The 21,671-nt window shown below is 45.7% G+C and carries 21 protein-coding genes; 6 read left to right on the top strand and 15 right to left on the bottom strand.

The window, feature by feature from the left end:
• The first annotated feature begins 73 nt into the window (after positions 1–73).
• Together QTN95_RS12285 and QTN95_RS12280 are read left to right on the top strand one after the other, a co-directional pair.
• On the top strand, positions 74–568 hold the full coding sequence (locus tag QTN95_RS12285) for an MgtC/SapB family protein (RefSeq protein WP_138971049.1): 495 nt from the start codon (positions 74–76) through the stop codon (positions 566–568).
• A gap of 172 nt (positions 569–740) precedes the next feature.
• Complete coding sequence (locus QTN95_RS12280) at positions 741–2,066, top strand: anaerobic C4-dicarboxylate transporter (RefSeq protein ID WP_138971050.1); 1,326 nt, start codon at positions 741–743, stop codon at positions 2,064–2,066.
• A 73-nt stretch (positions 2,067–2,139) separates the two neighbouring features.
• Here QTN95_RS12280 and pfkA read toward each other — a convergent pair whose 3' ends face one another.
• The 3 genes from pfkA to QTN95_RS12265 form a co-directional block, all read right to left on the bottom strand.
• The gene (pfkA, locus tag QTN95_RS12275) at positions 2,140–3,102 is read right to left on the bottom strand and encodes a 6-phosphofructokinase (RefSeq protein WP_138971051.1); all 963 of its coding nucleotides are present in this window, start codon (positions 3,100–3,102) and stop codon (positions 2,140–2,142) included.
• A 271-nt stretch (positions 3,103–3,373) separates the two neighbouring features.
• On the bottom strand, positions 3,374–4,282 hold the full coding sequence (gene fieF / locus QTN95_RS12270; protein WP_269378344.1) for a CDF family cation-efflux transporter FieF: 909 nt from the start codon (positions 4,280–4,282) through the stop codon (positions 3,374–3,376).
• A 112-nt stretch (positions 4,283–4,394) separates the two neighbouring features.
• Entirely contained in the window at positions 4,395–4,880 is a 486-nt protein-coding gene (locus QTN95_RS12265) for a CpxP family protein (protein WP_331417672.1), read from the bottom strand.
• A 184-nt stretch (positions 4,881–5,064) separates the two neighbouring features.
• Here QTN95_RS12265 and QTN95_RS12260 point away from each other — a divergent pair, with 184 nt between their 5' ends.
• From QTN95_RS12260 to trmL, 3 genes are all read left to right on the top strand, one after another.
• Positions 5,065–5,760: a response regulator gene (locus tag QTN95_RS12260; RefSeq protein ID WP_331417671.1), complete on the top strand. Its 696-nt coding sequence runs from the start codon at positions 5,065–5,067 to the stop codon at positions 5,758–5,760.
• Positions 5,760–7,139 (top strand): envelope stress sensor histidine kinase CpxA, encoded by a 1,380-nt coding sequence (cpxA, locus tag QTN95_RS12255; RefSeq protein WP_331417670.1) that lies wholly within the window; start codon positions 5,760–5,762, stop codon positions 7,137–7,139. The genes QTN95_RS12260 and cpxA overlap by 1 nt, the downstream gene beginning before the upstream one ends.
• A 96-nt stretch (positions 7,140–7,235) precedes the next feature.
• Positions 7,236–7,712 carry a tRNA (uridine(34)/cytosine(34)/5-carboxymethylaminomethyluridine(34)-2'-O)-methyltransferase TrmL gene (gene trmL, locus QTN95_RS12250; protein WP_331417669.1) on the top strand — a complete coding sequence of 159 codons (477 nt, stop codon included), beginning with the start codon at positions 7,236–7,238 and terminating at the stop codon, positions 7,710–7,712.
• A 306-nt stretch (positions 7,713–8,018) separates the two neighbouring features.
• Here trmL and trpS read toward each other — a convergent pair whose 3' ends face one another.
• The 12 genes from trpS to pilM all read right to left on the bottom strand — a co-directional run bounded on the left by trpS (position 8,019) and on the right by pilM (position 18,975).
• Positions 8,019–9,056 (bottom strand): tryptophan--tRNA ligase, encoded by a 1,038-nt coding sequence (gene trpS / locus QTN95_RS12245; protein WP_331417668.1) that lies wholly within the window; start codon positions 9,054–9,056, stop codon positions 8,019–8,021.
• Positions 9,057–9,187: 131 nt separating this feature from the next.
• Positions 9,188–9,871 (bottom strand): phosphoglycolate phosphatase, encoded by a 684-nt coding sequence (locus QTN95_RS12240; RefSeq protein ID WP_331417667.1) that lies wholly within the window; start codon positions 9,869–9,871, stop codon positions 9,188–9,190.
• A 4-nt stretch (positions 9,872–9,875) separates the two neighbouring features.
• Positions 9,876–10,547: a ribulose-phosphate 3-epimerase gene (rpe, locus tag QTN95_RS12235; protein WP_331417666.1), complete on the bottom strand. Its 672-nt coding sequence runs from the start codon at positions 10,545–10,547 to the stop codon at positions 9,876–9,878.
• A 124-nt stretch (positions 10,548–10,671) separates the two neighbouring features.
• Positions 10,672–11,499 carry a Dam family site-specific DNA-(adenine-N6)-methyltransferase gene (locus tag QTN95_RS12230; protein ID WP_331417665.1) on the bottom strand — a complete coding sequence of 276 codons (828 nt, stop codon included), beginning with the start codon at positions 11,497–11,499 and terminating at the stop codon, positions 10,672–10,674.
• A gap of 90 nt (positions 11,500–11,589) precedes the next feature.
• Positions 11,590–13,083, bottom strand: coding sequence for an SPOR domain-containing protein (locus tag QTN95_RS12225; RefSeq protein ID WP_331417664.1), 1,494 nt, complete (start codon positions 13,081–13,083; stop codon positions 11,590–11,592).
• Positions 13,084–13,161: 78 nt separating this feature from the next.
• A complete protein-coding gene (gene aroB, locus QTN95_RS12220; protein WP_331417663.1) occupies positions 13,162–14,250 on the bottom strand; it encodes a 3-dehydroquinate synthase in 1,089 nt (362 codons plus the stop codon).
• Between the two features lie 25 nt (positions 14,251–14,275).
• Complete coding sequence (aroK, locus tag QTN95_RS12215; protein ID WP_138971063.1) at positions 14,276–14,794, bottom strand: shikimate kinase AroK; 519 nt, start codon at positions 14,792–14,794, stop codon at positions 14,276–14,278.
• 152 nt (positions 14,795–14,946) lie between these two features.
• The gene (locus QTN95_RS12210; protein WP_331417662.1) at positions 14,947–16,350 is read right to left on the bottom strand and encodes a type IV pilus secretin PilQ; all 1,404 of its coding nucleotides are present in this window, start codon (positions 16,348–16,350) and stop codon (positions 14,947–14,949) included.
• A 42-nt stretch (positions 16,351–16,392) separates the two neighbouring features.
• Positions 16,393–16,869, bottom strand: a complete 477-nt coding sequence (locus tag QTN95_RS12205; RefSeq protein ID WP_331417661.1) for a hypothetical protein — start codon at positions 16,867–16,869, stop codon at positions 16,393–16,395.
• A complete protein-coding gene (locus QTN95_RS12200; protein WP_331417660.1) occupies positions 16,859–17,446 on the bottom strand; it encodes a type 4a pilus biogenesis protein PilO in 588 nt (195 codons plus the stop codon). Before QTN95_RS12200 ends, QTN95_RS12205 begins: the two co-directional genes overlap by 11 nt.
• Positions 17,439–18,005, bottom strand: coding sequence for a PilN domain-containing protein (locus tag QTN95_RS12195; RefSeq protein ID WP_331417659.1), 567 nt, complete (start codon positions 18,003–18,005; stop codon positions 17,439–17,441). The genes QTN95_RS12200 and QTN95_RS12195 overlap by 8 nt, the downstream gene beginning before the upstream one ends.
• The gene (gene pilM, locus QTN95_RS12190) at positions 17,995–18,975 is read right to left on the bottom strand and encodes a type IV pilus assembly protein PilM (RefSeq protein WP_331417658.1); all 981 of its coding nucleotides are present in this window, start codon (positions 18,973–18,975) and stop codon (positions 17,995–17,997) included. The genes QTN95_RS12195 and pilM overlap by 11 nt, the downstream gene beginning before the upstream one ends.
• A 136-nt stretch (positions 18,976–19,111) precedes the next feature.
• On the opposite strand from pilM, the gene QTN95_RS12185 reads away from it, so the two are divergent.
• Positions 19,112–21,628 (top strand): penicillin-binding protein 1A, encoded by a 2,517-nt coding sequence (locus tag QTN95_RS12185; protein ID WP_331417657.1) that lies wholly within the window; start codon positions 19,112–19,114, stop codon positions 21,626–21,628.
• The last annotated feature ends 43 nt before the right edge of the window (positions 21,629–21,671 follow it).

The raw sequence follows: 21,671 nt of genomic DNA, 5'->3' as shown, positions 1-21,671 counted from the left end.
GTCTTAAAGATAGAAATCTTTTGTTCGATCGACACCTGTAATCTATGCATACTCAAGCGTTTTGGAGGTCATAATGCAACCAACTTTAGATCAACTATTAGACTTAGGACCGTTTAGTTGGCTAGCGCTACTTTGCTGCGCTATCAATGGTATTTTAATTGGTGTCGAACGTCAGACTCGTGGCAAACCTGTCGGTATTCGTACTTCAATTCTGATCATTTCTGGTACCTATTTATTTATGTCTATGGCCGTATCACTCTCGCCAAACACCCTTGACCAAGCTCGCGTGCTTGGGCAAATCATTACTGGTGTTGGTTTTCTTGGTGCCGGTGTAATGATGACGCAAGATGGCAAGATCCACGGTGTGACATCCGCAGCAGTTATCTGGATGCTTGCCGCTCTAGGCTTGATGATAGGGTTAGGATACTTACAACAGTCCGTTGTTATCACCTTGCTCGCACTCACGGTTCTGCTTGGCGTAGATAAAGCAGAAAACAGAGTTAAGGCGTTACGTCGAGGCGTACACCAAACATTCCAGAAACGTAAGAGATTACGTTCTGGTGCATAAGCCTTAGATATAAATCGACCTATTTCCTCCATTTAAGCTTCGTTATTTGATAACAAACAAAGAAGAGGCGAATAGTGAAAGTCATGCGCGAGATAAGCAAAAGACCTCACATTTCGCCTACCCCTTTCGGGTTAGCATAATCACAACTTTCAACTTACTGTAGGGTTAGATTATGTTTTACGTACATATGCTCCTGCTTCTGACGGTCATTTTTATCGGTATCCGCCATGGAGGCATTGCGTTTGGTTTACTCGGTGGTCTGGGCGTTTCTGTTCTGGCCTTCGTTTTTGGTGTCGCACCGGGATCACCACCTATCAGCGTAATGCTGATCATTCTCGCGGTGGTCGCAGCATCAGCCACACTCGAAGCAACGGGTGGCCTCAAGCTACTGGTTAAGTTCGCAGAGCGCCTGCTACGCAAACACCCTAGTCAAATCGTCTTCTTAGGCCCACTTTGTACTTACTCTCTTACTGTGTTAGTCGGGACTGGCCACTCGGTTTACCCACTTCTCCCTGTTATTTATGATGTGGCATATAAGAAAGGTATTCGCCCTGAAAGACCAATGGCAATGTCTACGGTCGCTTCACAAATGGGGATCACGGCAAGTCCGATTGCAGCAGCAGCGGCTGTTGTCATGGCGACTGCCGCAGACAACAGTCTCGATATCAGCCTAGTTGACGTACTGCTTGTCACCATTCCAGCAACTCTGATTGGTGTACTTGTTGGCTGTTTATGGAGTTTGAAACGCGGTAAAGATCTCGATCAAGATCCAGCATTCATTGAACGTTGCCAAGATCCTGAATTCAAAGCACAGCTAATTGATGCAAGCGATGAAGACGATCAAACCCCTAGCCACGAAGGCGTTGCGAAGAAAGGTTTAACCATCTTCCTCGCGGGTATCGCCACCGTCATATTTGTCGCGATGTTTGGTAAAGATTTAGGTCTGCTACCAAGCGGAGTTAAGATGTCGGTAGCGATTCAGTTCCTGATGCTATCTGTCGGTGCGTTGATTCTACTCACCACTAAAGTAGAGCCGAAAAAAATCGTCCACAGTAACGTGTTTATCGCAGGTATGACGGCGGTGATCATCATCTTTGGTATTGCTTGGATGAGTGACACAATTATCGGCTTCCACAAACCCTACTTAATCAGTTTGGTGAGTGACATTGTGGCCGCGCATCCATGGACTTTCGCCATCGCGATGTTTGTGGTGTCAGTATTCCTCAAGAGTCAGGCTGCGGTTCTTACCATCATGCTGCCACTTGGATTTGCGATGGGCATTCCAGCCCCTGTTCTGATTGGTGTACTACCCGCATGTTATGCTTACTTCTTCTTCCCGTTCTATCCAAGTGACCTAGCCGCGATTACCTTCGACCGCTCAGGGACAACCCAAATCGGGAAGTACATTCTCAACCACAGCTTCTTGCTACCAGGTTTCATTGGCGTGGTTACCGCTACGACTGTCGGTTACGTTATCTCAACCATGATTGTGAACTAACCAAACGACAAATAGTAAAAAAGCCAGTTGGTTTCCCAACTGGCTTTTTATTTGAATCATTTTAGCGATGTGCTTAGAACAACTCTTCCGCTACCTTGAACAGGTCAGTGCGTACAGGACGCTTCATGTTCTCGATTGCATCGATAATATCGTGGTGAACAAGTTGCTCTTTCTGAATACCAACACAGCGACCACCTTGACCTTCCATTAGAAGATGTACAGCGTAGTTACCCATACGTGAAGCGAGTACACGGTCAAACGCAGTTGGACGACCACCACGTTGAATGTGGCCCAGAACTGTAGCACGAGTCTCACGACCTGTTGCCGCTTCGATCTCTTTAGCTAACTCGTTCGCATCCATCATTAGCTCTGTTAGAGCAATGATCGCATGCTTCTTACCTTTAGCGATGCCATCTTGGATATTACCAATTAGCTTCTCTTTATCTAGACCCGTTTCTGGTGTGATGATGTACTCACAGCCACCAGCGATCGCAGACATAAGCGTAAGATCACCACAATGGCGACCCATGATCTCTACGATAGAAATACGTTGGTGAGAAGATGAAGTATCACGTAGACGGTCGATCGCATCGATAACTGTATTTAGAGCAGTTAGGTAACCGATTGTGTAATCTGTACCTGCGATGTCGTTGTCGATTGTGCCAGGAAGACCAATACATGGGTAACCCATTTCAGTCAGCTTCTTCGCACCCATGTAAGAGCCGTCACCGCCGATAACAACAAGAGCTTCAATGCCGTGTTTCTGTAAGTTTTCGATCGCTTTTTGGCGAACTTCGACTTCTTTGAACTCAGGGAAACGTGCAGAACCTAGGAACGTACCGCCCTTGTTGATCACGTCAGAAACGCTTGAACGATCCAGTTGTTTGATACGATCTTCATATAGGCCTAAGTAGCCATCGAATACACCGTAAACCTCTAACCCTTCAGATAGTGCAGTACGAACTACACCACGGACTGCTGCGTTCATACCAGGTGCGTCACCGCCACTTGTTAAGACACCGATCTTCTTAATCATGCTCACCCTCGATTTTTGGGAATCTTATTTCAATTTTTACGTCAGCCGCTTTCAAACAAGCCACCAACAAAATTCCTTTAACTGTGCAATATGTTACCTTTCCTAGAAAGGAATACTACTTTTATTTGCATCAAATTATGTAAGTTTTCTACTTATGTAAGAGTATTACAGCTTTGCACATTGACTTACTTGATACACATCAGGATCACAGTTAAAAGTGGTATCGCTGAAAAGATAGTCAATAGTTGACGGTTTGTCTGCGTTATTACTCTTACCAATCTTGAGATTTCTGGACTTTCTCCGCTCCCAATACCACAGAATAGGGATCCTGATGAATTAGTACATCCGATTGAGGAAAAAGCTCAAGCAATTTATCCTCGACTTGATCAGAGATTCGATGCGCCTCAAGCAATGGCATATTATCTTCCAATTCCAAATGAAGCTGAATAAAACGTGTCGGGCCAGACATCCGTGTTCTTAGTTGATGAACGCCCAGTACCCCCTTCACATTCAAACAACATTGTCGAATGGCTTTAAGTTCATCATCCGGAAGCTTTCTGTCCAGTAGCGTTTGAATGGCTTCCTGAACCATCTTGAATGCGCTATATAGGATAAACACACCGATCCCGACAGCAAACACCGCATCTGCCTGTGTGATACCAAACCAACTTAAACCCAGCGCCAGCATAATAGCCGCGTTCATATAGAGATCAGACTGATAGTGAAGTGAATCGGCTGCGATCGCTTGGCTGCCCGTTTTTTTGACAACTTGTTTTTGGAAGGTAACCAAACCCAATGTCACCGCAATGGCAAACAAACTGACATATACGCCATACTCTGGTGACTGGAGAGCATGAGGCCTGAAGAAACGTTCTATACCGTTAAGAATAAGAAAGACCGCCGAACCTGAAATGAACATCGCTTGAGCTAAGGCAGCTAAAGACTCTGCTTTACCATGACCAAAGGTGTGCTCTCGGTCTGCCGGTTGTAATGAGTACCGCACGACAACCAAATTGACCAGTGAGGCGGCAATATCAAGCATCGAGTCAATTAGTGACGCGAGAAGACTGACCGATCCCGTGACCCACCAAGCTGCGACTTTAACAATAAGTAAAAGCGTAGCCACTATCGTAGCTGTCCAAGCCGCCATGGTGACAAGGCGAGCGTATTCCTGTTTCATAGTACTTTGATTAGTAAGCAAACATTCCCTAAGTATAACGCTTCACAAGTTGAATAAAAATGATATAAAAAAGACGGCTTTTCAGCCGCCTTTGATCCACTAACTCTAGAACTTAGTTGGTATGTTTTTGCATCTTTTCTGAACGCTCTGTAGCTCGCTCTTGTTGCAACTCGAAATACTTCGCTTTTTGCTCAGGTGTCAGAATACTTAGCATCTTGTGCTGTCTTTCTAACATTTTCACTTTGCGTTCAGTTTGTTGTTCAACCATAGCTTTGGCTAATTCGTTTGCCGCAGCCTGATCAAAATTATCAGCAAGTAGCAACTGTTCTACTTTAGCTTTTTGAGCTAATTTCTCTGCGTGGAATACCGCTTTTTTCTGCTGGTTATTCGTTTCGCGCATCTCTTGAAGCTGAGTTTTTTGCGCATCTGTGAGGTCTAATTGACGCATAATGCCTCGGTCAAAACCACCACCACATTCGCCGTGTCGACCATTTCCACCATTATTGTGATCTTTTCCGCCAAATGCGTAAGCACTTGCTGTACCTAATGCTAGTGGAAGAACAGCGGCTGCCAATACTACCTTTTTTGCTAATTTCATAATCGTACCCTTCACGTTAATCTGTTGAATGAGCTGTCTTCACAGCGGTTAAGTGTAGAATACGACTTGCAGCGTAAAGCAACGTCTATAGAGCGTAAAGAATCGTAAAGAACAATAATGACACTAAATCAATGGACGTTTTCCCAGTAAACTAACGATAACCAAACTAAGTTGAGACCTTGCTATGCCACATATACTGTTAATTGACGACGATACAGAACTCACAAGCCTGTTGAAAGAAGTTCTCTCTTTTGAGGGGTTCGACGTATCGGAAGCAAACAATGGTGAAGAAGGACTAGCACGACTTAGCGATGATGTTGATTTAATTCTGCTTGATGTCATGATGCCTAAACTCAATGGGATGGAAACTCTCAAACGTCTCCGAGAAGACTGGCAAACCCCAGTATTGATGCTCACGGCCAAAGGTGAAGAGATTGACCGTGTTATTGGTCTCGAACTGGGTGCTGATGACTACCTACCTAAACCGTTCAGCGATCGTGAATTACTCGCGCGAATCCGAGCAATCTTACGTCGCACTCAAAGCTCAGACAATGGCAAGCAAAGTAAAAACTCAGACTGTGTCGAATACCAAGATATTCAAATCTATCCCGGCAAGCAGGAGGCTTACTGTCAGGGCCAACTGCTTGATCTGACCACCACTGAGTTCGCATTGTTGAGCCACTTTGTTCAAAATCCGGGACAGACACTAACCAAAGAGACCCTTAGCCTCGATGTACTGGGCAAACGTCTAGCCGCTTTTGATCGCGCTATCGATATGCATGTATCTAACTTGCGGAAAAAACTTCCGGATAGAGAAGATGGCAAATCACGTATCAAAACGCTTCGTGGTCGTGGCTATCTACTGGTTGAGGAGGACTAATGCGACTTCCAAAAATCACCAGTCTGTACGGTCGTATCTTTGCGATCTTTTGGTTTACTATGTTTCTGGTGCTGATGGCGGTACTGTCTCTGCCTCACCTTGATCCAAGGAAAGCTCGTGATATTCCCGCCGATCAATATGATCGTCTGATCGAACTCAAAATGACGATTGAGAAGCAGTTCGCCAACGGGGAAAACCTTGCCAATATTCTATTCAAACTTGAAGGTCCTTCTCGCTCGCCTCGCGATACACGGCCGCGCTTTTTTGTTACCGACCTCGACGGTAGCCTGCTAACCACACAAGATTCAAGAGAACATAGATCGAAAGCGCTACAAAACTTCATCACGAGTGTCGAGCTTTCAGGAAAGCCAAAACAAAAACTATACGGTCACTACATGTTTGCCGGTCCCCTCCCTGTGACATTAGCAAAACAGGAACTATTACTGTTTGTTGGTGTAAAGTGGAATCAGCCACCTCCTTTCTTGCTACGAATGTTTGACCGACCGTTCCAGCTACTATTTGCGGTAATGATCGTAAGTACGCCCTTACTGCTTTGGTTAGCGTGGGCATTAAGTCAACCCGCTCGTAAGCTTGAACGAGCGGCAAAGCGTGTCGCGAAAGGTGAGTTTGTTGTCGACCCTAGCTTGGAGAAAGGCACCAGTGAATTCCGCCAAGCAGGAGCTAGCTTCAACCAAATGGTTGAGGCCGTGAACCAGATGATCTCAGGTCAACAGAGACTGCTGTCCGACATATCCCATGAACTTCGTTCTCCTCTCACTCGTCTGCGCATGGCAAACGCGCTTGCCACCAGAAAACAAGGAGAGAGCGCGGAATTAACTCGCATAGATACCGAAGCGCAACGCTTAGAGCAGATGATTGCTGAACTTCTTGAGCTGTCACGAATGCAAGTCGACAGCCACTTAAATCGAGAGCTACAGCCCGTCAGTAGTCTATGGGAAGCCATCCTTTCTGATGCTCAATTTGAAGCAGAACAAATGGATAAAGAACTGGTTTTCACTCCCTTGCCAAGTTGTGCAATATCAGGTAATCCCAAGTTGCTGATGAGTGCGGTAGACAATATCGTCCGCAACGCCATCTACTACGGAAAGGATCGTATCGAAGTTCAAGTGGTAGAGTCCAACCAGTACATTACGATCACTGTTGATGACAACGGTGATGGGGTACCTGACCATGAACTCGATGCGATCTTCCGCCCTTTCTATCGCGTGTCAACGGCTCGTGATAGGCACAGTGGTGGTACCGGACTAGGATTAACCATCACCGAAAGTGCAGTAAGGCAGCACAGCGGAACCGTGAGTGCAACGCGCAGCAAGCTAGGTGGACTGTGCGTGACGATCACACTCCCTCTCCATCACTAAGTATCCCTACAAAATCACTACATCAGACTTGGCGGCTGTGGCAAGCCGCCTTATACTTTCAGGCCTCAATCCTGTCAGTAATTAAAGAATCACAATATGTTTGATATCGCCCTATATGAGCCTGAGATCGCACCTAATACTGGTAACATTATTCGTCTATGTGCCAACTGTGGTGCCAACTTACATTTGATTGAGCCACTAGGGTTTGATTTGGAAGAGAAGAAAGTACGTCGCGCAGGGCTCGACTATCATGATCTTGCTCGCGTTATTCGACACAAAAACTATCAGGCATTTGTGGAATACTTAGAGAAAGAGCGCGGTGACTATCGCATCTTTGCCTGCACAACAAAAACCACAGGTCATCACGTCGACGCTCAATTCCATAAAGGTGACGTGCTGTTATTCGGCCCAGAAACTCGCGGCCTACCCGCTGATTTGATTGAAAGTATGCCTATGGAACAGCGCATCCGCATTCCAATGATGCCTGATGCACGCAGTCTCAACCTCTCCAATGCGGTGGCGATCATTGCTTTTGAAGCGTGGCGTCAAATGGGCTTTGAAGGGGCGCAATAGCGAGAAGCGAGAAGCGAGAAGCGAGAAGCGAGAAGCGAGAAGCGAGAAGCGAGAAGCGAGAAGCGAGAAGCGAGAAGCGAGAAGCGAGAAGCGAGAAAAACTTGGAAGGGTTGACAGTGTATATCAACCCTTTTCTTTTAAAATCAGACAATTAGACTTAAGCGTTAGCCAGCGCTGCCTGCAACTTTCGACTCACTCACCACAAGAGCCTCTCGAAGGACGAAGTCCGTTCTCGGAGCGAAGCGATCTAGCATCTCGAAGGGCGTAGCCCGATCTCGAAGCGCAGCGTTCTGGCTTTTCTCAGCACTACGGGCGTGTAACGAAACCTACTGCTTGGTATGCTTTCTTCAATGTTTCAGCAGCACGAGCTGACGCTTTTTCCGCACCCTGTCTCATCACTTGATCCATGTAAGCACGATCAGCGCGGATACGATGGTATTCAGCTTGGATAGGCTCAAGCATTGCGACAAGGGCTTCGCCGACATCTTTCTTGAACGGACCATACATTTCAACGCCTTGGTACTTAGCTTCAATCTCTTCAAAGCTTAAACCCGTCGCTGCCGAGTAAAGACCCATCAAGTTAGAAATACCGGCTTTGTTATCCCAGTCATGCGCGATACGTGGTGGTGTCTCTGCGTCTGTTTGAGCTTTGTTAATCTTCTTAATGATTGACTTAGGCTCTTCCAACAGAGTAATCACGTTTTTACGGTTATCGTCTGACTTTGACATCTTCTTAGTCGCATCTTGAAGGCTCATCACGCGTGCATTCACTGTTGGAATATACGGTTCTGGTACTTGGAAGATAGGCTGCTCTGGCGAATAGATGTTGTTAAAACGGTTAGCAATATCGCGTGCTAACTCCAAGTGCTGCTTCTGATCGCTACCTACTGGCACTTGGTGAGCACCGTAAAGCAGGATGTCAGCTGCCATCAATACAGGGTAGTCAAACAAACCCACATTCACATCACCGAACTGGCTAGAGGTATCTTTTGAATAACGAGCAGACTTATCTTTAAACTGAGTCATACGACCAAGTTCACCCATCTGGGTATAGCAGTTAAGAAGCCAACCAAGTTGAGCATGCTCTGGTACATGAGACTGAACAAATAGCGTGCTCTTTTTCGGTTCAACACCAACGGCAAGACAGATTGCTAATGCGTCAAGCGTCGCTTCATGCAGTGCCTTTGGATCTTGGCGAACAGTAATTGCATGAAGGTCTACTACACAGTATTGGCAATCATAATCGTCCTGCATTTGTTGCCATTGACGTAGAGCACCCAAGTAGTTACCGATACTTAGTTCACCTGATGGTTGAACACCACTCAATACAATGGGTTTGCTCATGGGAATGATTCCTTTGACTTCTTAATCTAAATATATGAAAAAACCGTGTCGATTCAGGTTATCAATCACCTAGTGACACGGTTTACTCAGTGTACTCATTAACGAGTATTTTGGAAGATATTTTATTGCACTTACGCGCAAACCGTTACAGCATCGACTAAATCTGCGATGGTGTCCGCGACGTAATCTGGCTCAGAGTCAGAGATTGGCTCACCGTGGTTGTAGCCATAAGTAAGACCAAATGAGTAACAACCTGCATTCTTCGCCGCTTTGATGTCATTGCTTGAATCGCCAACCATCAACATTTCTTCAGGCTGGCAGTTGTGCTTCTCAAGCAGCCAGTTAAGTGCGATGGGGTTAGGTTTTCTTTCAGGGAAAGTATCACCACCAATAACATCTACAAAGTATTGGCCAATGTTATGCTGAGCCAACACTTCAGGAACAAACTTGGAAGGTTTGTTGGTCACCAGCGCCATCGTAAAGCCAGCACGGTGCAGTTCAGCCAAAGTCTCTTTTACCGCTGGGTATAAATGACTTAACTTGTGCCCGCCTTGTTGGTAATAATCATCAAATAACACACGAGCCTTGGCATGCAATTGTGGGTCAAGATCAGGTGACACGGTAAAACTACGGCTAAGTGAACGCCCGATAAGAATATCAGCACCGTTACCCACATAGTCTCGAACTTGCTCTTCAGTGACAGCGGGAAAGCCCAATGCTTGAACAGCTTGATCAGCCGCTACCGCGAGATCAGGTACACTATCAAGCAAAGTACCATCCAAATCGAAGGCAATCAGTTTAATACGCTTATTCATCGAATTACTTCACCTGAGCCAATTCTGCGCGCATATGGTCGATCACTTGTTTGTAATCAGGCTCGTTAAAGATTGCAGAACCGGCTACGAACATATCCGCGCCAGCTTCCGCGATCTCTTTGATGTTATCCACTTTCACACCACCATCGATTTCCAAACGGATATCGCGACCCGATTCGTCAATCATCTTGCGCACTGCACGTAACTTATCAAGGGTATTTGGAATGAAAGACTGACCGCCAAAGCCTGGGTTCACTGACATCAGTAGAATCATATCCACTTTGTCCATGATGTACTCAAGGTGTGACAAAGGGGTCGCAGGGTTGAGTACAACACCCGCTTTACAGCCGTGCTCTTTAATCAGTTGCAACGTACGATCAACGTGCTCTGATGCTTCGATATGGAATGTGATCATCGATGCGCCAGCTTTGGCGAAATCTGGAACGATGCTATCAACCGGCTTAACCATAAGGTGAACATCAATCGGTGCGGTAATACCGTAATCACGCAATGCTTTACAGATAGGTGCGCCAAAAGTCAGGTTTGGTACGTAGTGGTTATCCATTACGTCGAAGTGAACCACGTCAGCGCCTGCTGCGAGCACTTTTTCAACGTCTTCACCCAAGCGAGCAAAGTCTGCAGACAAAATCGATGGAGCGATAAGGAAATCTTTCATACCTGACCTCTAGTAGTAATTGGCATCATTGCATTCAAAACAGATTCTCTGAATTACAGAGCATTTTGCGCGCAATTCTACCTAAGCTAAAGGTCAGAAGATAGGAAAGCTTGATGAAATGTGATTATTCACCGTCTGTTGGCTTAAATAGCGCTAGCAGTTCATCGACTTTATTTCGCCCTGCACCATTGCGGCTTATAGTACGCTTCACCTTAACCACGTTAAGCTCTGCGCCATGATATAAGCGACGAGTGAGTGTTGTATCGTGGTTAGAGATAAGAACTGAGATTCCACGTTCTACCGCAGCTCGCTCGGCAACATCCGCCAAAGCGGCCTGATCATCTAAGCTGAACCCATTGCCTGCGTATGAGGTAAAGTTCGCTGTGTTAGATAACGGTGCATAAGGAGGATCACAATAAACCACACTGCCCTTTCGCGCACGCTTGAAGGTCTCATGGTAGCCTTCACATACGAAAGTCGCCTTCTTTGATTTTTCCGCAAAGAACTCTAGCTCTGCTTCAGGGAAGTACGGATTCTTATACGAACCGAAAGGGACATTAAACCCACCCTTCTTGTTGTAACGGCATAAGCCATTAAAACCAAAACGGTTCATATAAAGAAATGCTAAGGAGCGATACATGACATCGTCAGTGGCATTAAACTGCTGACGAATATCGAGATAAGCTTCCTTACGATTATTCTCAGCACAGAACCAACGCTTCGCTTCCGAGATGTACTCTTGTGGATTTACTTTAAGAAGGTTATACAGGTTGATCAGATCCGGATTAATATCTGCCAGCAGGTATTGCTCGTAGTCCGTATTGAGGAAAACAGAACCAGCACCTACGAACGGCTCTACCAGTTTACGAGCTTCAGGCAAGTGACGCTGGATATCTTCGACAAGTCCATATTTACCCCCTGCCCATTTCAGGAAGGCTCGCTGCTTCTTCATCTAGTGCTCTATCTATCAACCACAAATTAAGGCTGCGGAATGTAACATATTTTGTAATTAATCTCAGGCTATTTTGCGGTGAAAAACAATCTAGTTCTCTTGGCTGCCACGATCTATCTCGCGTTGAACTTGATTCAACGACTTTGCCCACGGATCCAGTTTTTGTAACTCACTCGATAATCCAGCCACTGCATCACGCGCAACCTGAATCGTTGGGTAGTTTTGATAGGTGATAATGTACCATTCAACACCATTGCGTTCCGTTGGATAAATAAAGACTTGGTTAGCAAGTTGATGCTGATCGATAAATTTCTGAACTTCTTGAAGTGAGCTAACGGCAGCAAGCTGCAAAGTATAGCTGCGTGAAGAAAAACTCTTAAGTTCATCTTTAGTAAAGGAGAACTTAATGACCGTTTCTGTTGCTGCTGGCGTCTGTTCTTGAGGCGATACCGCTTCTTCAACGGGAGTCGGCTCTTCGACCATAGATTGTCCAACCACCTCATCGATCACGCTGGTATCCACTTGTTCAGGTTTCCCTTCCATCAGCGCATCGACAACGTCTGATGTGATCACTACACGCTGTTGGGCATCATCGGCAGTACCGACACTTGTTACCTGCTCGGTGACATCGGGTGGCAAAGCCATAGAGTCATCAACCGCATTCACCACGGTCTGATCTATAACGGGCTCTGATTCAATGATAACTGCGCTAGCTTCTGTTTCAGATTCACTTTCAGGGAGAGTAGGAATCACCGTCTGCTCCATCGACTGGGTAATTTGCTGTGCTTTGTCGTCCGCAGATGGTTGCATCATCATCCACCAGTACCCGCCACCGATTAATACCAGCAAAGTAATAACCAGTAATGCAATATTCACCGGAGAACCCACTATCGAGCGGATAATAATCCTTTTTTCCACTTTATAATCCCCTAACGCCATGATCTCGCCAGGGCGGCGAGCGACCGTCCGATACGCGTTGCGTACCCGTTTTTCCATGTCATCTTCGACAAATCGAATCACCAAATGTTCAAAAAAACGATCCGCTTCCTGCTGGCTAAGTGGTTCAATTTCAAGATCAATTGGTTTGTGTTCCTGACCATAACTTAAACGAGTCAGGAGCGCATCCATACTGTTAGACTCTGCAAACAACAGCACATTAACAGTCCAGCTCGGGTTGGTTTGCGCTTCAAGCACTAACATCCAAAGCTCAGACACAAAAGACTCACTCAGCAGATGAGCATCATCCACTGCGATTACCACATCACAGCTTTCACCTTCCATTAAGCGCGTAAAAGATTCCACAAGAGAGTCGGATGGGTTAAATAGCGGCTCGGACACGAGCTGAGTTAAGATTGTCGAGCGACGCTGGTCATCACCTTGGTTGGCATGACACATGAGTAGAGACTGGTTTTTATCTTGAGCCCACGCTTCGAGATAGCATTGCGCTAGCCAAGTTTTTCCAGCTCCCGGAGCTCCTCCTAATGTCACCAAGTTTGAGCCAAAATTAGTTAACAGCTGCAATCGTTCCAGCAGTTCTGTCTGAGAGTCTAATTCCAACACACGTGGATCATGCGCCAAGCTCATTTGCGTTATCCTAATGACAATATGAGTAGTACCAAACCAACATCATTGATGCCAGTTTGGTATTACAGACTAGAAGAATTATACGGTGCGTGCGAAGTCGATCGCTTGCTCAAGTACCGACTCAGGAACACCTTTTACTACTTCGGCTGTTCCTATACTGGTAGGCAAAACCAGTCGAAGTTCACCAGACAATACTTTCTTATCGCGCATCATGTGCTTGATAAAATCAGCAAATGACATCTGCTCCGGTGTATGGACTGGTAGTTGTGCTCTCTTCAGTATAGAAATAATTCGCTCAACTTGCTGCTCAGTGATAAGCCCTTGAAGCTGTGCGGTTTTTGCAGCCATCACGGTACCTGACGAAACGGCTTCTCCGTGTAGCCAATTACCATAACCTAACTCGGCTTCAATCGCATGACCAAATGTATGACCTAGGTTCAGCAATGCGCGAATTCCCGACTCTTTCTCATCCTGTGCAACCACTTCCGCTTTGATTTCACAACAACGTGCAATCGCGTAAGTCAGTGCTTGCTCATCCAGTTGATATAATCTGTCGAGGTTATCTTCTAGCCAAACAAAAAATTCAGGATCGTAGATGATGCCATACTTGATGACTTCAGCCATCCCCGCCGCAAACTCACGACTCGGCAAGGTTTTCAAACAATCAGTATCAATCACGACCGCTTTAGGCTGATAAAAAGCCCCAATCATGTTCTTGCCAAGCTTATGGTTTACTGCTGTTTTTCCTCCCACCGAGGAATCAACCTGAGAGAGTAGCGTTGTTGGGATCTGAATAAAATCGACACCACGCTGATAACAAGCCGCAGAGAAACCGACCAAATCACCAATCACGCCACCGCCTAGCGCAATAACCACAACATCACGGGCATAGTTGCCTTCAAGCAAGTAACTCATGACGGTGTTAAAGGTATCGAGTGATTTGTATTGCTCTCCATCTGGTAGCTCTAACACAGAGGCTTGACAGCCAAGTTGTTCTATAAGAGAGAGGATTTTATCCGCGTATAAAGGAGCCACCGTCACATTGGTGATGACGACAACTTTTTGTTTTGCAGATAAGAAAGAAAGGTGGGCCGGATCATTAAATAATCCGGCGCCAATTGAGATTGGATAGCTACGTTCACCTAAACTGACCGTAATCCGTTCCATGGGTATTCTCCAGTTGCTAAAAGTCTTAACTTTCTTCTAGCATTTTTACGATCTGGTTGGCTACCACTTTTGCACTTTGATCGTCTGTACGTACTGTGTAGTCCGCAATTTCTTCGTAAAGAGGGTTACGTTCACCCGCTAGGGATTCCAACACTTCACGTGGACTATCAGTTTGTAATAATGGGCGCTTCTTGTCGCGGTTAGTACGCGCAAGTTGCTTCTCAATTGTTGTCTCTAGGTAAACAACAATACCGCGAGCAGAAAGGCGATTGCGGTTTTCTTTGCTCTTGATTGAACCACCACCTGTTGCAAGTACGATACCTTGCTCTTCAGTGAGGTCATTAATCACTTTTTCCTCGCGAACGCGGAAGCCTTCTTCACCTTCTACGTCAAATACCCAAGCGATATCTGCGCCTGTGCGTTCTTCGATGACAGTATCTGAGTCAACAAACTCCATATGAAGCTGTTGAGCTAGATGTCTACCAATTGTGCTTTTGCCGGCACCCATAGGGCCAACAAGGAAAATATTGCGTTTCTCAGCCATGTTTAGCAGTAATTTACAACGTTAATTCAATGACATCGCCACAAGAAAAGCCAGTATAGTACTAGCGATGGAAAAGCTTGTGGCACCGATTCCTCACAGATAATTCGTGATAAGACCCGAAATTATCTAGATAAGGTGCCATTAATGCAAATTTATTTTCGCACCTCAGAGAAATCTGACTCAGTGACTATGGTTGGAGTGACGAAAATCAGCAACTCGCTTTTAGCGATATTTTGGTAAGTACGACGAAACAGCGTTCCCAGAATGGGAATATCACCAAGCATAGGAACCTTATCTATAGAATCAGTCACACTGTATTGATAGATCCCTCCCAGGACGACGGTTTGACCATCGTTGACCAAAACTTGCGTCTCGAGTCTCTGAGTATTGATCGCCAGCGCTTCATTTTTCCCCGCTTTGACCACATTACCTGGCCGGTCTTGAGTCACGTTCAAATCGAGTATCAACTTATCTTCAGACAAAATCTGCGGTGTGACCTCTAAGCTCAGTACCGCCTTTTTGAATTCAACACTAACCACACCTTTATCCGATGTTTCAAAATAGGGAATTTCTGTCCCTTGCTCTATGTAGGCTGCCTGTTTATTTGTGGTCATGAGTCTCGGTCTTGATATGACCTCCGCCTTCGCTTCTGATTGCATTGCTGACAACTCAAGATCGAGTAATACATCCGAGCCTAAAGTCGCAAGCTGAAAAGCGATATTGGCGGCATTAACTGAAGTCGAACCAAGGTTGACATTCAGCATTTGGTCGAGGGTAAATTCTTCAAGTGTATTTTCCTCAATACTGCCCCCTATCACCGTGTTTCGGTTTGTGCGATCTAATCCCCACCGGACGCCCAACTCGTCCAATTGCCCTTCATCCACTGTGACAATACGAGCCTCTATCTGCACCTGTTTGAGGGGAATATCCAGTGAACGTACGATGTTTCTAACGCCTATCACATTAGGTTCTAAATCATGAATAAGTAGAGCGTTGGTTCGCTCATCAACACTCAGGGTGCCTCTCTCTGATAGATACGGGTTACTGCCACTTTCATTGTTACTTAGCATCAGTAACAAATCGGCAGCCTTAGCGTATTTGACCCAAATAACCTCCGAGATCGCCTGTTGTCGTTCCCTCTCCGATCGAGTGCTATTTAGAATCTGTTTTTCCCGCTCTTCAACTTCAGATAATGGCGCAACAATGATCACCCCATCTTCGACCCATTTCCCCAGTTGTTTTGACTTGAGAATGGTATTAAACACCTGCTGCCAAGAGACCTTAGTGAGTCGTAAACTCAGATTCCCACTAACCGAATCTGACACCACAATGTTAAAATCGCTGTGTTCCGCCAACAACTGCAATACGATTCTCACTGGAATATCTTGGAAGTTAATCGACAGTTGGTCTCCATCCACCTCTACCTGATTCCTTTGCTGGTCGCTGTATTCGTCGCGACCTGTAGACTCCAGCGCATTAGCAGTGCTATCACTTGTCCATATACATAGCATCGTGACAAGCAACCACAGTGATAGAGAGTGGATGTTGCTACTCATTTTCCTCGGCCAAGACTCACTCATAAGATACCTTCTATTTACTCAATGCAGTTTGAGAGAATGTCGAACTGACCGCCGTTCTGGTTCAGAAAGCACTTCTCGCATCACGACTGAGTCAGCCGTTATCTGCTCAACAACCATTGTTCCCGAATCGAGAGATTGCTCTGTCGTCGCACGTTTTATCTCTCCTTGAGGTGTTTGGAGAAACGCAGAGGCTGCTTTCACACCAATGATGGTGCCTTTGAGTAACCAGTTGTTGAGCGGACAATCAATCGTGGGCTGGCACGTTGATAACTGGTTCTCGACGCTATTATTTTGAGTCTGAGTCTCGATGACTGGCAGCTCAAACGGATCTCGAACCGCCCGTTTAGCACTAAGACCTTGTGCATCCCTAGCCAATAATACAGATGCCGATGCCTCAGTAAGATAATCCATCTTTGATGCCACGAGTTCTTGCTTGGCTAGGCATCCTTTTGCCATCAAGCCAACCACTAAGGCAGAGAGAACCTTAGTCTTCATTGTTCTCTCCAATCAACAACTGATAAAGATAGACCCGCAGTCGGAGTTTCAATGGCGAATTTGCCTCTGCGCTATTTTGCCAATGAACCTCTTCAACGACGATCACTTGAGGGAGTTGAGCGAGATCGCGGATAAATGCTCCGATATCAAAATAGCGCCCACTCAGCTCAATATTGATAAGCTGGCGATAGAATAACCGGTCCGTGTCTTGCTCTTGCACTTCGATACGAGTGAATGTCAGGTTTCGCTCTACACCAAGCCGGTTCATTTCAACCACCACATCGGTGATATCGGGTTGAGACAAGAAGGGGGCCGAGATCTGCCTCTTTTGTTCCAGTGCCAGACGGTAGTTCGCTTTAATATCTGTCAATTCAGCAAGTTTCACCAAACTCTCATCAATCAGCAATTGCAGTTGTTGTTGCTGTTTTTCAGTGACGACGACTTGGGCTAGTTTTGGGGTTAGATACCATTGATAACCAATACCCTGTATAAACACGAAAAAGAGTAGAGTGATGAGTAGTTGGTAACGCAATGGCCATTGTGACCATTGTTCAATGTTGAAAGTTAGCTTAGCCATTTGGGAGTCCCTCACTGCCATCTAGCGAAAATGAGAGCTCCGCTTTGTGGTAAAGAAGACCAGAAAAGTAACTGTCATTGGTTATCGAATGAATTCGGACCTGTTGGCACCATTGGCAATTTTCGAGTGAGTCTAGTAGTGCTCTGATATTGGCGATCTCTCTGCTGATCGCCACCATTTCAATCTTATTCCCCACCATCTGAAGGCTAACGAGATACACACGTAACGGGATATAGACAGGAAGTGATTCAATAAACTGAACGACGGTGTCGGTTCGTTGCTTCAGCTCAGCTAATTCTTCATGATGCCCACGTACGTTATTCAGCTCTCGCCGCACATTGTCCAACTCTCCTTGTTGCTGTTTTGTCTGTGCTAACTCTGAGTTCAATAATGCCAAGTGAGATAGCTTGATATCAATTTGGTGATCAATATAGATACCCGCCAAACCTTGAATAGCAAGAGCCACCATAACACCTGAGTTAACTAACCACTTCAAGCGCTGCTTTTGTTGGTGCCTGCGCCATTCTCTCCAAGGAAGTAAATTAACGTTATACAACACTCTTCGACTCCAACCAGCTAACACCTCGCAAGGCCGCTCCGGTGGCGATCGCAAATGCCCCTCCCTCTAACTCACTTCTTGGCACGCGACAAGACGACCACTCTAGTAGTTCAAAGGGATCAAGTACCTGACATTCTAGCTTTAAGTAAATGTGTAGCCATTTAGAGAGTTTTGACAGCTGCCCTGCCTCTCCGCATAACCAAATTCCCTGAATGTTGACATTGTAGATGGATGCAATGAGCTGAATTTGTCGTTTTAGCTTCTCGACTAATCCTTGCGCGAATGCCTTGAACTGGCACTGTGATAAGGTCGGCTTATGCTCATCTTCATTGCCGACATGAATATCCTTGCAATAAGGAGCATGAAGAGGAAAATCAATACACACTGTCGAGAGATGCCGATCGATATTGATGAGCATCCAGTCATTGCGACCTAACTGACTCGCCGCCAGTTGCCAAACTCGGGCTAGGCTGTGTGAACGAAGGTCTATCAGCAGCGGGGACATTCCTGCGGCTCGCAGCACTTCAATTCGATTATTCACGACACCCTTTTTGGTCGCGAAAACTTGAAACAATCGAAATTGATCGGTGTTTTGCTCCTCCAGCTCAACGTAATCTAAGCACAACTCCTCTACAGGAAAGGGGGACTGAGACGAAAATGCATCGAGAAGAGCAAATTCTATTTCATGCCGACTAGTGGCACTATCTATCTGTAATACTTTACTTATTACTGAATTATCAGCGAGAGTAAGTGCTACTTTGCGACTAATTCTTGGTAAAGTCTTCCTTAGTTCTTTGAGTTTCTTTACAATTTTCTGATAATTTAACATGTGGTTATCAGAGAAAATGCCAGCTTCAATCGGTAACTCTTGGTAACCTACCAGTGCGTATCTGCCCTTGTATGGTTTAAGTACGACCACTTTTATACTGTGGTGGCCGATATCAATACCTGAAACTACTGATTTACCCATGCTGCTAATGCCTTATAGTTGCTAAGCTCTTATGCGTAAGTGAATGGTTCAATAAGCACATAAATGATTGAGCTAACTGTTAGCTTAAAATACAAGGGTTTGCATATAGTGAACCCAATTATTCAGGGAATCTCCGGTGAAGTTCATAAAGCGTTTGTTTATTTTCACACTGATTTGCATATTTCTTGGAATCGGAACTATTTTCGGTTTCTATTTATATGTCAAACCCGAGCTACCAGATGTAGCCACCCTAAAAGACGTTAAACTGCAAACTCCGATGCAGGTATTTAGTCAAGATGGCAAACTGATCTCTCAGTTCGGCGAAAAACATCGCATACCTGTCGCCTATGACGACATTCCCCAACATCTTATTGAAGCGCTTATCGCAACCGAAGATAGCCGTTTCTATGACCACCCAGGTATTGACCCAATTGGTATTACTCGAGCGGCGGTTGTGGTGGCACTTTCTGGCTCAGCGAAACAAGGTGCGAGTACCATTACGCAGCAGCTCGCGCGTAACTTCTTCCTCTCCAACGAGAAGAAGATAATGCGTAAAATCAAAGAGATATTCATTGCCATCCATATTGAACAGCTTCTAAGCAAAGAAGAGATCATGGAGCTGTACGTCAACAAGATTTTCTTAGGCTACCGTTCATATGGGTTTGGTGCCGCTGCACAAACCTATTTTGGCAAAGAGCTTAAAGATTTAAGCCTAAGTGAAATTGCCATTTTAGCGGGCATGCCTAAAGCTCCGTCGACAATGAACCCAATTTACTCATTAGAACGTGCCACTCATCGACGCAATGTTGTTTTACTTCGTATGCTCGATGAAAAATACATCACGCAAGATGAGTACGACCAAGCTCGTGAAGAACCGATCATGTCTCAATACCATGGCGCTGAAATTGAACTAAGTGCACCTTATGTAGCTGAACTTGCTCGTGCTTGGATGGTTGCACGCTACGGTGAAGACGAGGCATACACCTCAGGTATGAAGATCTACACCACGGTCGATTCTAAACTGCAAGCCGCAGCAAACGACTCTGCGATTAACAACCTACTCGCTTACGATGAGCGTCACGGCTACCGCGGTGCTGAGAAAGTATTATGGAAAGAAGACCAAGCCGCGTTTGAACAAGCCCAAATAGATAAAACTCTCAACGATGTGCCAAACTACGGTGAACTCATCCCTGCTGTTGTCACTAAGGTTGAAAACAAACAAGCAACCATCTCAGTAAAAGGACAAGGCATTCAAACCTTAACTTGGGATAACATCAAATGGGCACGTAAGTTCCTAACGGATGACCGCCAAGGTCAGTCACCATCAAACGCAAAAGAAGTGCTCAAAGCTGGTGAACAAATCTGGGTACGCCAAGTCAAGATCACCTCAGATAACGACGAAGCAACATTTGCATGGCATCTCAGTCAGGTTCCAAATGCTAACACGGCTTTCGTTGCTATGAATCCTGAAAATGGCGCTGTACTTTCTCTGGTGGGTGGCTTCAACTTTGTCCACAACAAATTTAACCGTGCGACACAATCGGTACGTCAGGTAGGTTCAAGTATTAAACCATTTATCTACTCTGCCGCGATCGATAAAGGAATGACCCTAGCATCGCTGGTCAATGACGCACCGATTAACCAATGGGATCAAAGTCAGGGAACAGCGTGGCGTCCTAAGAACTCACCACCAACCTACATTGGCCCAACTCGTCTACGTATTGGTTTAGCTCAATCGAAAAACGTAATGGCAGTGCGCGTGCTGCGTGAAGTCGGCCTTGATGAGACCCGTGAGTACCTAACGCGTTTTGGTTTTGAACTTGATCAGTTACCACGCTCAGAAACAATTGCACTCGGCGCAGGCAGCTTAACGCCAATCAAAATGGCGCAAGGCTATTCTGTTTTCGCCAACGGTGGTTACTATGTGGAACCTTTCTATATTAGTCGCGTAGAAGGACCATTCGGAGACCTAGAATTTGAAGCCACACCTAAAACCATCTGCCGTCAGGGCTGTGAGTCAGCGCAAAGCATTAGCGGCCAATTTGCTGAGCAAGACGTGACTGAACAACAGCCACCCCAGTATGCACCTCAAGTTATTTCTGAGCAGACTGCATTCTTAATGCGCGAAATGATGTACAGCAATATTTGGGGTGGCGGTAACTGGCGTGACGGTACTGGCTGGAACGGCACAGGCTGGCGAGCTCAATCGTTAGAACGTCGTGATATAGGGGGTAAAACCGGTACCACAAACGACTCTAAAGATGCTTGGTACAACGGCTATGGCCCAGGTATGGTTGCAATCGCTTGGGTTGGGTTTGATGACCACAATCGTAATCTAGGGACAACCAAGCCAAACAGCAACTTGGATAAAAATCAGATTTCAGGTGCAGAAGCGGGAGCCAAAACCGCTCAACCAGCATGGGTAGACTTTATGCACACCGCTTTAGTTGGGGTACCTGAACAAGCGAAAGTCATCCCTGAAAACATTGTCCGTGTTCGTATCGACAGAGACTCAGGTCTACTTACCAATAAGTTTGATTCAAGCTCCATGTTCGAATATTTCCTTGAAGGAACAGAACCGACTGAGTTTGTCACCAATGAGCTCTCAAACAGCATCTATACCTCAGAAAATGGTGGTGAAGAGCTGTTCTAACCAATAAAAAAGAGGTTGATGTGCAGACATCAACCTCTTTTTT

Source organism: Vibrio sp. M260112 (genome assembly GCF_036533775.1).
Taxonomy (GTDB): Bacteria; Pseudomonadota; Gammaproteobacteria; order Enterobacterales; family Vibrionaceae; genus Vibrio.
This window is presented reverse-complemented; position numbering and strand designations above follow the sequence as displayed.